The sequence below is a fragment of the Pseudomonas sp. Kh14 genome (genome assembly GCF_900291005.1).
Lineage (GTDB): Bacteria > Pseudomonadota > Gammaproteobacteria > Pseudomonadales > Pseudomonadaceae > Aquipseudomonas > Aquipseudomonas alloputida.
On sequence record NZ_OLKJ01000026.1, the window covers coordinates 1 to 12470 of the forward strand.

Annotated in this window: 10 protein-coding genes and 1 pseudogene; all 11 read left to right on the forward strand. The window is 61.7% G+C overall.

Annotated elements, in window-relative coordinates; genetic code table 11:
• Positions 1–135, forward strand: a pseudogene (locus FQ668_RS13195) (damage-inducible protein CinA); the annotation flags it as partial.
• A 294-nt stretch (positions 136–429) separates the two neighbouring features.
• Complete coding sequence (locus FQ668_RS13200; protein ID WP_019437185.1) at positions 430–999, forward strand: acyl carrier protein; 570 nt, start codon at positions 430–432, stop codon at positions 997–999.
• An 11-nt stretch (positions 1000–1010) separates the two neighbouring features.
• Entirely contained in the window at positions 1011–2285 is a 1275-nt protein-coding gene (locus FQ668_RS13205) for a beta-ketoacyl-[acyl-carrier-protein] synthase family protein (RefSeq protein ID WP_019437184.1), read from the forward strand.
• Between the two features lie 169 nt (positions 2286–2454).
• Positions 2455–3369: a beta-ketoacyl synthase gene (locus FQ668_RS13210; RefSeq protein ID WP_014591314.1), complete on the forward strand. Its 915-nt coding sequence runs from the start codon at positions 2455–2457 to the stop codon at positions 3367–3369.
• Positions 3366–4664: a beta-ketoacyl-[acyl-carrier-protein] synthase family protein gene (locus FQ668_RS13215; RefSeq protein WP_014591313.1), complete on the forward strand. Its 1299-nt coding sequence runs from the start codon at positions 3366–3368 to the stop codon at positions 4662–4664. Before FQ668_RS13210 ends, FQ668_RS13215 begins: the two co-directional genes overlap by 4 nt.
• On the forward strand, positions 4661–5872 hold the full coding sequence (locus tag FQ668_RS13220) for a beta-ketoacyl synthase N-terminal-like domain-containing protein (protein ID WP_019437183.1): 1212 nt from the start codon (positions 4661–4663) through the stop codon (positions 5870–5872). Before FQ668_RS13215 ends, FQ668_RS13220 begins: the two co-directional genes overlap by 4 nt.
• A gap of 38 nt (positions 5873–5910) precedes the next feature.
• Positions 5911–8781 (forward strand): aminotransferase class III-fold pyridoxal phosphate-dependent enzyme, encoded by a 2871-nt coding sequence (locus FQ668_RS13225; RefSeq protein ID WP_019437182.1) that lies wholly within the window; start codon positions 5911–5913, stop codon positions 8779–8781.
• 9 nt (positions 8782–8790) lie between these two features.
• Entirely contained in the window at positions 8791–9528 is a 738-nt protein-coding gene (locus FQ668_RS13230; protein WP_019437181.1) for a 3-oxoacyl-ACP reductase family protein, read from the forward strand.
• Positions 9525–10286, forward strand: a complete 762-nt coding sequence (locus FQ668_RS13235; protein WP_019437180.1) for an SDR family NAD(P)-dependent oxidoreductase — start codon at positions 9525–9527, stop codon at positions 10284–10286. The genes FQ668_RS13230 and FQ668_RS13235 overlap by 4 nt, the downstream gene beginning before the upstream one ends.
• Positions 10287–10288: 2 nt before the next feature.
• Positions 10289–11572 (forward strand): DUF1302 family protein, encoded by a 1284-nt coding sequence (locus FQ668_RS13240; protein WP_023389244.1) that lies wholly within the window; start codon positions 10289–10291, stop codon positions 11570–11572.
• 50 nt (positions 11573–11622) lie between these two features.
• Positions 11623–12459 (forward strand): outer membrane lipoprotein-sorting protein, encoded by an 837-nt coding sequence (locus FQ668_RS13245; protein WP_014591307.1) that lies wholly within the window; start codon positions 11623–11625, stop codon positions 12457–12459.
• The last annotated feature ends 11 nt before the right edge of the window (positions 12460–12470 follow it).

Genomic DNA, 12470 nt, shown 5'->3' on the forward strand with positions numbered 1-12470 from the left:
ACCCTGCTGCTGGTGGGCATGGTCGACAGGGATATCGGTGATTTCCAGAAAGCCACCTTCAAGTGGGCCGTGCTCACCTCTCTGGTGATCACTGCGCTGGCACTGCTGACGGGCGCCTTGTCCTTCATGGTTTGAAGCACTCAGGGCGCCGCTTGCGGGTACGGTGATATCCCACTTCTGGAACTATCGTGCTGTTTCAAGCAATCGATTTTGTCATTTTACGACCCCTCTCCAAGCCCCATTGAGCTGCATAAATCAAAGGTTTCAGGGCGCGTCGGGATTTCTCGCAAAAAGCACTGATGGCACGTTGACTCTCCCCTTAGGGGGAGACTTTAGACTCCCGGCCCCCGATAGATCTGGCCTCAAAACAGCTTTTTTTTGGCCCGATGACTTTATTCATTCAATGCGGCTTTTGTAGGGAAACACTCAATGAATAATCCGTTGGAACTGGACAGCGTTATCAGCAGTACACAGGAGATTCTTGCGCAGTTGCTGGTATTGGATAGGGGCGACGTGACAGAGCACAGCAGTATCGTTGACGACCTCAGCGCCGACTCGCTGGACATCGTCGACCTGAGCTTCCAGCTGGGCCGTCAGTACGGTTGCACCTTGCCGAAAACCAGCGTGCTGGATCACGCGGTAGCGGTGTTCGGCGACGCCACCCGGTTTGTCGAAAATGGCCGAATCACGCAGGACGGCGTGGCCTTGCTGGAGCAGAGCCTCAGCGCTTATGCGCCGGGCCAGTTGCACGTGGGCATGCAGCCGGGCGATGTCTTCTCGGCCACCACCGTGCGTAACTGGGCGCAGCAATGCCATAACGTGTTCAACCACCTCCCCGAAACCTGCCCTGAGTGTGGCGCGGTTCATGCCCAACTCAATGAACGCCAACAAGTGGTGTGTGGCGGTTGCAGTGCTCGCCTGACCCCTCTGGACGGTGACTCGATCTCGCGTCTGTTGGTTGAGCAGTACGCGGCCGCCCAGTTGAAGGCTTCGGCGTAGGGGGTGCCTTGATGCAGGCCCGAGAGGTTCTGGTCACCGGCTATGGACTGGTGGCTCCCACGGCACTGGATGCGGCCTCGCTGTTCACGACGATCAGCGAAAACCGTTCCTGCATTGGCCAGCACCCGGCGTTTGTCGAACTGGGGTTTGCGAACCCGGCGGCCGGATTTATCGATGAGCAACAATGGCAGGTCATCGCGGCGGCCTTTCCGGGCGACCTGCAGACCACCTCCCGCCAGGAATGGCTGGCGCATTACGTGGCCCGTCAGGCGCTGGCCCATGCCGGGTTGGCCGACGGCGCTTTTGCCCGAGTCGCCAGCGGTATTTTCGTCGGGGCCAACAAACATTGCGTGAGCGGTGATTTGCGGGACGCCAGCCGTTACATGGACGATCAGGGGCGGGTCGATCTCGACCAGTTCCTGGATAACCACACCCTCAGCGGTGGGGCGTTTGCCCGGCGGGTTGATCAGCAAACCTGCCATCTCGCCGAATGGCTGGGCGTCCGTGACCATATCTCCACACATTCCGATGCCTGTGCCGCCGGCACCATGGCCATCGGCAGCGCCTATCGAGCGATCGCCCGTGGCGAGATCGACCTGGCGTTGTGTGGCGCGGTGGAGTTGATGGCCCATGAATTGTCCTACTACAGCTTTGATGGGCTGGGCGCACTCTGCCAGCGCGTGGACTTTTCCCCACAAGAACAGAGCCGGCCGTTCATGCCGGACCGCTGCGGCTTTGTGCTGAGTGAAGGGGCGGCGCTGTTGGTGCTGGAATCCCGCGAGCATGCCGAGCGTCGTCAGGCCTGTTCGCTGGGCCGGGTGCTGGGTTACGCGAATCTGTGCGAGGCAGAGAAAATCACCTCCAGCAGCCGCGACGGCAGCAAGTATGCCGCCTGCATGACGGCGGCCCTGGCCGATGCCGAACTGACCAGTGCGGCTGTGGACCATGTGAATGTTCACGGTACGTCGACACAGGCCAATGACCGTTGCGAGGCCCTGGGCCTGGCGCAGGTCTTCGGCGAAACCCTGGAGCAGATGACGTTCACCGCCAACAAATCTGCCGTAGGGCATTCGTTGGCCGGCAGTGGTGCCATTGAGGCGGTGCTGTCGTTGATGAGCATTCAGTTGGGCGTGGCCTTGCCGACCCTCAACTTTCAGCCGGAAAAATCCGAATTTCCGGAGTTGAAATTCCTTTGCGAACCGTTGCAGCAACCGATCAATGTCGTGCTCTCCAATTCCTTCGGGTTTGGTGGCGTGAACAGTTCGTTGGTGCTGGGCAGGGCATGACATGACCAGATCCAATTCAACCGCTGTTTATATCACTGCGGCGTCGGTACTCAACGCCGCCGGTACTGAATGTACGCCTCGTGACAGTCAACCTCAGGCCGCACAACCGCTGGATTTCGACCCGGCACGTCTGGCCCATTGTGTTGCAGCGCCCGCCTTGCCGGCGGGTGTGTACGACCGCAGACTGTCCCGTAGCCTTGAGCCTCAGGGCGCGCGCCTGCTGTATTGCGCCGGCCGTCTCGCCGAGACCTTGCGTGGGCTGGAACTGCCCGACGAGCGGATCGCATTGACCGCTGCCATTCCGGAAGTGGATGGCCCCAGCTCGTGCTGGGATGCAGTGCAGGCCATTGGCGCACAACCGGCAGATCTGTTGGCGCAATTCTTTGCCCACACACCGCCACTGCATGCGCTGATGATGCTCAATAGCAGCGTCATGGCCCACGCGGCTGAGGCCTTGCGTTGCAAGGGGCCCATGGGCGGTTTTTGCTCCCAGGGCAATGCGGGGCTGGATGCTTTGATGGAGGCCGCTGCCCATCTGAGCGAAGGTCGTGCCGATGCTGCCGTCGTCGTCAGCAGCAGTCCGAACATCACCCCGGCGTTGTACCTGCGTGACGCTACTCACCCACCTGTGAACCCCGGCCCGTGGGTTTTCGGCGAAGGTGCTGCGGCACTGTTGCTGACGACCAACCCAGGCAGCGGTGCTCGATCTGCGTTGCGTATTGCCGGGTTTGCCCGTGGTTACAGCGCGCAACCCGAGCGTGGACTGGCGGTTGGTCGCGACGTCATTGAGCGCGCTTTGAGCAACGAAAAACTGTGCCTCAGCGATGTCGGGCAAGTCGTCGCCGATGCACAGGATCCGCAGATTGCCGCGTTGTTTACCCTATCGGGGCACACCCTCGAACACTCCAAGGCGTTGCTAGGTGACTTGGGCGCCAGCGCCTTGCTCAGTGAAATCGCTGTGACCTGGGCACTGGATTGCAGCCGTTACACGCTGTTGCTCGAACACAGCCGAGGCGGACATTGGGGCGCGGTGCTGCTGGCCAGAACGTCGTCGGACACAGAGACAATGGAGAGTTACCCATGAGCCCCACACGGATCGTGATCACGGGCATGGGCGCCGTCACCGGCTTCGGTTTCGAGTGGCAGTCCATGTGGCAAAGAATGTTGGCCGGCGAGCATTGCATTCGGCCATGGCAACCGGAAGGCGTCGAGGCGGGTGCGTTCCCCGTGCGTTACGCAGCGCCCGTGGATATGGGCTTGATGCCGGCACACTTGAAAGACCATCCGGCCTGGGGATTGTCGCTGGAAAAACGCACCCGCTTTGGTTGGGTCGCGGCCACCCAAGCCATTGCTGATAGTGGTCTGAGCCCCGAACAGTTGCGTGGCGCGGCGGTATTGGCAGCGTCCGGCGCACCTGCTCATCGTTTGCAGGACATGCTGCTCAGCCTGGCGGATAACCCGGCACAGGCGCCGTCCTGGGCTCAATTGATGGCGCGACAGGCGCAGGTCGATCCTGACAGTTCACTGTGTCAGAGCAACGACCGCCTTGCGCGGGTGATTGCCGATGGCATCGGCAGTGAAGGCCCGGTGATCAACGTCAGCAGCGCCTGCGCGGGAGCGTCCCAGGCCATCGGCAATGCATTCCAGATGATCCGTCGCGGCGAGGTCGAGCTGGCCATTGCCGGGGGCGCCGATTCGGTGCTGAGCCTGGACACCATGACCGCGCTGTATCTGCTCGGCGCCGCCAGCAGCGAACAGCGTTGGGGCACCGAACTGTGTCGGCCGTTCGACCGCCATCGCAGTGGCTTGATTGCGGGTGAAGGCGGTGGTTTCGTAGTGCTCGAAACCCTCGAACGGGCGCTCGCCCGAGGGGCAACGCCTTACGCCGAAGTGCTGGGTTTCGGCAGCAGCCTGGATGCCTACAAAATCACCGCACCCGACCCGCAGGGCCGGGGCGCGGTGCTGGCGATGCAGGCGGCCCTGACGGATGCCGGGCTGGCGCCGCAACAGGTCGATCTGATCAATGCCCACGGTACGTCGACACCCCTCAACGATGCCGCCGAAACCCTGGCGATCAAGACCCTGTTCGCCGAGCGCGAACATTATCGGCGGTTGCTGGTGACGGCCAACAAATCCCAGTTCGGCCACCTGATTGCGGCCGCCGGAGCACCGGAGTTCATGCTCACGGCCCTGGCCTGCCGGGATGATCGGGTCACGCCGACCCTGAACCTGCAGGATGCCGACGAACAATGCGACCTCGACTACTGCGCCCACCAAGCGGTCAAGCGCAAGGTCGACGTTGCCCTGAGCAACTCCTTCGGTTTCGGCGGCCTCAACACTTCACTGGCGCTGGGCAAGTACCGGGAGGCGCCGCGATGAAACAGGCGGTCGCGATTGCCGGTGCGGGTTGCGTGTTGCCCAGCGGCTGGGGTGTCGAGTCTTTCTGGGCGGCCGCAACCGAAGGGCGCAGTGCAATTACGGCGCTGAACGCCCGACGGTTCAGCAGCCAACGCGTGGTGGCGTTCGGGCAAATTCAGGATCAGGACCACCAACGCAGCCGACAAGACCTTGCGCAAAACCTTCAGCGTTACTGCACGCCGGCAGTGATCTGGGGTGTCAGCGCGGTACGTCAGGCGTTGGAAGAAGCCGGCCTGGCCGATGAGCAGCCGGATGTCCGTTTCGGTTTGTATTGCTGTCAGGGCGGCTACACCCATCCGTCTCTGGAATCCTATGCCGAGTTGTTGCACGGCTGTCGGCAGGACGGCGTCGCCGACATGGCGGCGTTCGCCAAACGGATCCTGCAAGACCGTGCCCAGGACCCTTTTCTGGTGCTCAAAGGCTTGAGCAACTGCTTGCTGGGTGTCACCAGCCTGGCGCTGAAACTGGTGGGTGAGTGCAACGCCTATATGCAAGGTGTCGCCGGCAACCTGGCAGCCTTGCGTGAGGCTACGGCCGCTTTGCAGGCTGGCCGGATTGACGCGGCAATCGTTGTCGGTGCGGGCAGCGAGCTGGATGCCCTGGCGCTGTCCGGGTTGGTCCAGGCGGGTGTCATCAGCGCCAACGGCTCGAACACGCTGCTGCCGTTTGACCTTCGGGGCACCGGCGGCATTGCCGGGGAGGGCGCGGCAGCGTTGGTGCTGCGCCGGCGCGAAGACCTGCCGGCCGGTCCTCAGGCGTGCCTCGCCGACATGACGGCCCATGCCACCCTCGGTCGCTTGAGCCTGCCCGACAGCCCAACCGATGTGTTGGTGTGCAGCGGCACCGGCGATGCGCACAAAGACCGCGTGTTGTGCCAGACGCTGGCCCTTGCGCGCGCCTCGCACATCACCAGCGGGTTGGCGATCAACGGCATTCTCAGCGCGGCGCCGAGCCTGGTGGATCTGATGCTTGCGCGTTGCGCATTGCAGGCCCAAAGCGTGCCGCCGATTGCCGGTTTGCAGCAACCAGTGGCGAACCTGCCGTTCATTCAGGGCGCGCCCCACGCCGCGAGCCTTGCGCATTGCCTGGTGCTGAACCGCGACGACAACGGATTCAGCGCCGCCTATCAAGTGCTCTACAGCGCAAAGGCCACTCAGGACTGCCGCTGACTACCGCCTCTTTTTTACTTTCAAGGGATATGACTGTCATGGATTATCGCGATTTCGTTCGGCCCAAATTCGTCGGCCTGCTCCAGGCACTGGGCCTGGAGTGTGAATTTCAGCGCGCCCTCGGTAGCCAGTTGTTCTACCGCAACCCCAAGGGCGACATGGTCACGGTCACCGACTTTCTCGGCGGTTACGGTGCGGCACTGTTCGGCCACAACGACCCACAGTTTGTCGATCAGCTATGTGCGCTGCTGCGCAGCGACGTGCCGTTCAACGCACAAATGTCGATCCGCGGTGCGGCCGGGCAATTGGGGCGAGCGCTCAGTGACGCCTTCAATCGCGAACTGAAGAACACCGAACGTTATATTTCGACTTTCTCCAACAGTGGCGCGGAGGCGGTGGAAATTGCCGTCAAGCACGCGGAGTTCCGTCGCCAGAAGAGCCTGCAGAAGCAGTTCGACGACATCGATTTCACCCTGGCCAGCCTGACCGCCAGCGAACACGCTTACCGCGAGCTGGATGTGGCCGACCTCGACCTGCCTGCAGGTGTCCTGCCAGCCACCCTGAACAGCGTGACCTTGCGTCAGGTGGTTGAAGCCGTTCGCCAACACAACCTGGCGCAGTTGCACATCGAACCGGTATTCGTCGCCCTGCGCGGCAGCTTCCACGGCAAATTGGTCAATACCGTTCAACTGACCTATGGCCGTCAGTACCGCGCGCCGTTTGCCCGTTTTGGTCTGAACGTCGAGTTCATCGACCCACAGCAGCCCCATCAGTTGCAGGAATTGCCGGCCCGGCACACGCACCACTGGTTGAGCCTGCAATGGGACGGCGAACACCTGAACGTACTGCAACTGCCGTTCAGTGCGATTACCGCCGTGTTGATGGAGCCGATTCAGGGCGAAGGCGGTATCAACGAGTTCGCGGCGGAGTTCTATCTGGGGCTGCGCAAGCTGTGTAACGAGCAACAATGCCCGCTGGTAGTCGATGAAGTTCAGTCGGGTTTTGGGCGCGCCGGGACGTTTCTTGCCAGCAGCCAGTTCAACCTGCAAGGCGACTATTACTGCCTGTCCAAGGCCCTCGGCGGCGGCTTGATGAAAATCGCCGCGACGGTGATCCGCAGCAGCCACTACGAAGGCGAGTTCAGCTACATCCACAGCTCGACCTTCGCCGAGGACGACCCGTCCTGCCATATCGCGCTGTCGGCATTGCGCCGGTTGTTCGCCAATGACGACGCGATGCTCAAAGACATACGCACCAAGGGCGCCTACCTCAAAGCCTCGCTCAATGAACTGAAGATGGCCTATCCGGATGTGATCGCCGATGTGCGCGGGCGTGGCTTGCTGGTGGGTCTGGAATTGCACGACTTGAGTGTCAGCAGCTCGCTGGTACAGGCGTCGGCCCAGTACAACGATGCCTTGGGTTACTTGATCGCCGGTTACCTGTTGCAATTCGAAGCGTTGCGGGTAGCACCGTCGGGCAGCAACTCCAACGTGATTCGCCTGGAGCCGCCAGCCTGTATCACCCTGGGCGAAGTCGACGGGCTGATCGCTGCCCTGCAACGGGTCTGCGACATGCTGCGCCGTGGCGATGCGTTGCCGTTGGCGGCGGGTATCTGCGCGGACTCGATGCCCACCGTGCCAGCCCGTCAGGACGATTTTCGGGTGGCCGAGCCCGTTGAAAACATCGATGCCAAGGTCGAAATCGTCGCTCGGGTAGCGTTCATCAACCACCTGATCGATGCCGATATCCTCGGTGACGTCGATCCCTCGCTGGCAGCCCTGAGCCCGGAACAAAAACGCACGTTCATCAATCGCACCAAGCCTGAACGCCGCGCTGTGCCAGTCGGCCCGGTGATCATTCGGTCGCGCCTCGGCATGGCGGTGGAGTTCACGTTATACCCGCTGTGCATGGACTCGGATGCCATGGCCGAGTACATCCGCAGCGGTGACCTGGACAGCATTCGCGAAGAAGTCGGCAGGCGTGTCACCGATGCCCGCGCCGATGGCTGCAACATCGCCGGCCTCGGGATGTACACCTCGATCGTCACCAACAATTGTCAGGCGCTGAAGATTGCCGACATGGCGCTGACGTCCGGCAACGCCCTGACCATCGGCATGGGGCTCGAAGCCATCGAGCAAGGCTGTGTACAGCAAGGTCTGGCACTGCGCGAGCAAACCGCTGCCGTTGTCGGTGCCGCCGGTAACGTTGCGTCGACCTATGCCTCGGTGCTGTCCGCCACCGTCGATCACCTGATTCTGATTGGCAGCGGTCGTGACGGCTCGGTTCGGCGCCTGGAGAAAACCGCGCAACAGATTTACGCCGACGCGGCCCGTTCGATTCTCAAAGGCACAGCCGAACACGACCGGTTGGCGCAGCGACTGCTGAGCCTTGATGGTTTTTGTGGCTTATTGCACTCACATGGCCAAAAAGCCGACCTCGGTTTGCACATCGCCCGCCTGGTGGATGAGCGCCTTGGCGCGAACGCCTTCATCACGGTCACCAACGATCTCGACGCCATCAAGGGCGCACGGATTGTCCTGTGCGCTGCCAATGCGCCTCAGCCGTTCCTCGGTGCCGAACATTTCGCCGAGCGCAGCGTGATCTGCGATATCGCCGTGCCGCTGAACGTCCATCAAGACCTGCCGAGCCAACGCGAAGACGTGCTCTACATGCACGGCGGCATCGTCCAGACGCCGTTCGACGACGGCCTGGCGCCCAACGTGCGGGCCTATCTGAAAAAAGGTCAGCTGTATGCGTGCATGGCCGAGTCGGTGTTGATGGGCTTGTCTGGCATGAGCCAGCACGGCTCCTACGGCGATATCAGCCGTGAGCAAGTGCAGCAGGTCCGCGCACTGGCCGCGACCCACGGCTTCACCCTCGCGCAATTCAAAACTCAAAATTCACTGTAAGGAGCGGTCATGACTCAGAAAATAGCTGTCGTGACCGGCGGCAGTCGCGGCATTGGCAAGGCCATCGTGCTGGCCCTGGCCGGCGCGGGTTATCAGGTTGCCTTCAGTTATGTCCGTGACGAGGCGTCAGCCGCTGCCTTGCAGGCGCAGGTCGAAGGGCTCGGCCGGGAGTGCCTGGCCGTGCAGTGTGATGTCAAGGAAGCGCCGAGCATTCAGGCGTTTTTTGAACGGGTCGAGCAACGTTTCGAGCGTATCGACTTGTTGGTCAACAACGCCGGTATTACCCGTGACGGTTTGCTCGCCACGCAATCGTTGAGCGACATCACCGAGGTCATCCAGACCAACCTGGTCGGCACGTTGTTGTGCTGTCAGCAGGTGCTGCCCTGCATGATGCGCCAACGCAGCGGGTGCATCGTCAACCTCAGTTCGGTGGCCGCGCAAAAGCCCGGCAAGGGCCAGAGCAACTACGCCGCCGCCAAAGGCGGTGTAGAAGCATTGACACGCGCACTGGCGGTGGAGTTGGCGCCGCGTAACATCCGGGTCAACGCGGTGGCGCCCGGCATCGTCAGCACCGACATGAGCCAAGCCCTGGTCGGCGCCCATGAGCAGGAAATCCAGTCGCGGCTGTTGATCAAACGGTTCGCCCGGCCTGAAGAAATTGCCGACGCGGTGCTGTATCTGGCCGAGCGCGGCCTGTACGTCACGGGCGAAGTCTTGTCCGTCAACGGCGGATTGAAAATGCTATGAGCGCACGCACGATTGTGATTACCGGCGCGGCCAATGGTATTGGCCGCGCCGTCGCGGAAAATTTCGCAGCCCAGGCCGAGCACCTTTTGATCTTGCTTGATCGGGATCTGGCAACCTTGCAGAGGTGGGTCACCGAGGGCGAATTTGCCGCTCGCATCGAAACCCATCAAGCGAACATCGCCGATCTCGCCAGCCTGCAACTTCTGTTCAAGGGCCTGGCCGACCGGGTTGGCTTTGTCGATGTGCTGGTCAACAGCGCCGGGGTCTGCGACGAGAACGAACCCGAAGACCTCGACAACTGGCACAAGGTCATTTCGATCAACCTCAACGGCACCTTTTACGTCACCTCGTTGTGCCTGCCACTGATGGCGGAGGGTGGGCGGATCATCAACATGTCGTCGATCCTCGGCCGGGCGGGCAAGGTCCGCAACACCGCTTACTGCGCCTCCAAGCACGGCATCATCGGCATGACCAAAGCCTTGGCGCTGGACCTGGCGCCACGGCGAATCACCGTCAATGCCATCCTGCCCGCCTGGATCGACACACCGATGCTGCAAGGTGAATTGGCGGCTCAAGCGCGCATCGCCGGGATCACCCACGAGCAAATCCTGCGCAATGCCAAGAAGAAGTTGCCCCTGCGGCGCTTCATTCAGGGCGACGAAGTGGCGGCCATGGTTCGTTATCTGGCGAGCCCGCAGGCGAGTGGTGTCACGGCGCAAAGCCTGATGATCGACGGCGGTGCCGGGTTGGGAATGTAGCCATGGCTCGACTGGGATTGAACCGCGGCCTTTTGGCCGCGCTGGTCAGCCTCGGCTCGCCAGTGGCGATCGCCGAGTGGTTGCCGGAGCATCATGAAGCGGAGATCGGCGTTGCCACGGCCGTGCGTCTGCACGGTGACGACCAGGTCACGCAAAAGGCCGTGTACCTCAAGTTCAGCCTGGAGGATGCCTGGGACAGCGGCTACTACAAGGCCAAGGGCCGAGCCCGTTACGACTTCCGTTATGACGGCAACAACCCATACAGCGCGCAAGCCCGGGACGATTACCGGGCGACTGCCGATTGGCGGCACCTGTACTGGGGGCTCTACGTCGGTGACGGCGAGCTGACGGTGGGCTGGCAGCAGGTGGTGTGGGGGCGTGCAGATGAATTACGGGTGCTCGATCAGATCAACCCGCTGGATTATCGCGAGGGTGTGATCGGTCTGTTGGAAGACAGCCGCATCGCCGTGCCGATGATTCGCCTGGTGCAGCCGGTCGCCGAGTGGGAGCTGGAAGCGCTGGTGATCACTGATTTTGTGAAAAACCAGGCGCCGGCCGTCGGCAGCGAGTTCGATGCCCCGATCTTTGCCACACCCGATCCGCAGATGTTCGTGGTCGATTCGCGGCCCGGTTATGACGGTCACAGTGGCTTCGGTTACGGCGCCAGTGCCAACGGCCAAATCGGCACGGTGGATGTCAGCTTCGTTGCCCTCAACGCCCGCCAACAGGACCCGGTTTACGCCGTCGAAGGCCAGACCGAAGAGGGCCTGATTCGCCTCGAACGGCAATTCCCGCGCTATTCCATGGGCGGCGCCGGTGTGGCCATCGATGCCGGCCACAGCATCGTGGTACGCAGTGAAGTCGCCTACTTCGACAATTGGCGCGTCACCAATCCTTACCGCGCTTACGGCAGCGACCAGACGGCGATGACCAAGTCGCTGCTGGGCGTCGATTACCTATTGCGGGACTGGCTGATCTCGACGCAGTGGCAACATCAGCGGCTGCTCGACTGGCAGCCCGGCATGGTCCAGGGCAAGCGCGACGACCTGTTCACCGTGTCTGCCGAAGGCTCGCAGTTCCAGGATCGCCTCAAGACCCGTCTGGTTTTTGGCATGTCGCCGCCAGCGCAGGACGACAGTTTCGTTCAGGGGATCTTCACCTACAAACCGGTGGACTGGCTCAAGTTGGGGCTCGAAGTCGATGTGTTCTTCGGCAAGCCCGACCGCCAGTTCGGTGCGTACGACAACCGCGACCAGGTGCGCTTGTCCGCCGGTTATCTGTTCTGACCACACCGGTGCGGTGTGCGAACCACTCAAACAATGAAAAGGAAATCGCCATGTTGCCCATCTTCAAGACCCTGACTGTAAGCGCACTGCTGCTGAGCGCCGCTGCCGCCATGGCAGCTGAAACACGCACGGCCGACGACATCATTCGCCAGGCCCGGGACCGCGATGACGGCAAGAGCTTCATGTCCCAGGTGTCCCTGATCCTGATCGACAAGCAAGGTAACAGGCGCATCCGCGAGTTCAGCTACCTGCAAAAGGATTACCCGGACAGCGACAAATTCACCATGTATTTCTCCGCGCCGAGTGATGTGCGTGACGTCGCGTTCCACATCGAAAACCCGCGCGAGGTCCTGGGCCTCGAAGACAGCCAATGGATGTATTTGCCGGTCAGCCGACAGACCCGAAGGATTTCCACCACCGACAAACGCGGGGCGTTCATGGGGAGCGACTACTCCTATGCCGACCTCGACAAGATTCGCGCCGAAGACTATCGCCAAACGCTGGTTGGCGAAGAGCAGTTGCAGGGCCGCGATTGCTACGTGATCGAGCGTGAGCCGGCGACGCCTGCCGTGTTGGCCAAGACCGGCTACAACAAGCTCAAGGTCTGGGTTGACAAGAAGAACTCACTGGTGCTGCGCCAGGACTTCTTCGATGTAAAAGGTGTGATGTTCAAGCAGATGCGCACCCTGAAGACTGAAACCATCGACCAGATCGACAGCATTACCTTCAGCGAAACCGAGGACTTCATCGCCGGTACGCGCTCTCAGCTGCGCTTCAACCAGTTGCAGTACAACGTCGCGCTGGACGACCGCCTGTTCACGCAGACCGCGATCAAGCGCGGGCTGAAAGCCGGCGACTTGCCGGAATACGCCGTGTCTGCCCGCTAAGCGCCGCTACC

Excerpts from the sequence above, each read along its gene's own strand:
- FQ668_RS13235 (WP_019437180.1), top strand. The coding sequence starts at position 9,525 with ATGAGCGCACGCACGATTGTGATTACCGGCGCGGCCAATGGTATTGGC.
- FQ668_RS13245 (WP_014591307.1), top strand. The coding sequence starts at position 11,623 with ATGTTGCCCATCTTCAAGACCCTGACTGTAAGCGCACTGCTGCTGAGC.
- FQ668_RS13215 (WP_014591313.1), top strand. The coding sequence starts at position 3,366 with ATGAGCCCCACACGGATCGTGATCACGGGCATGGGCGCCGTCACCGGC.
- FQ668_RS13225 (WP_019437182.1), top strand. The coding sequence starts at position 5,911 with ATGGATTATCGCGATTTCGTTCGGCCCAAATTCGTCGGCCTGCTCCAG.
- FQ668_RS13240 (WP_023389244.1), top strand. The coding sequence starts at position 10,289 with ATGGCTCGACTGGGATTGAACCGCGGCCTTTTGGCCGCGCTGGTCAGC.
- FQ668_RS13230 (WP_019437181.1), top strand. The coding sequence starts at position 8,791 with ATGACTCAGAAAATAGCTGTCGTGACCGGCGGCAGTCGCGGCATTGGC.
- FQ668_RS13200 (WP_019437185.1), top strand. The coding sequence starts at position 430 with ATGAATAATCCGTTGGAACTGGACAGCGTTATCAGCAGTACACAGGAG.
- FQ668_RS13205 (WP_019437184.1), top strand. The coding sequence starts at position 1,011 with ATGCAGGCCCGAGAGGTTCTGGTCACCGGCTATGGACTGGTGGCTCCC.
- FQ668_RS13220 (WP_019437183.1), top strand. The coding sequence starts at position 4,661 with ATGAAACAGGCGGTCGCGATTGCCGGTGCGGGTTGCGTGTTGCCCAGC.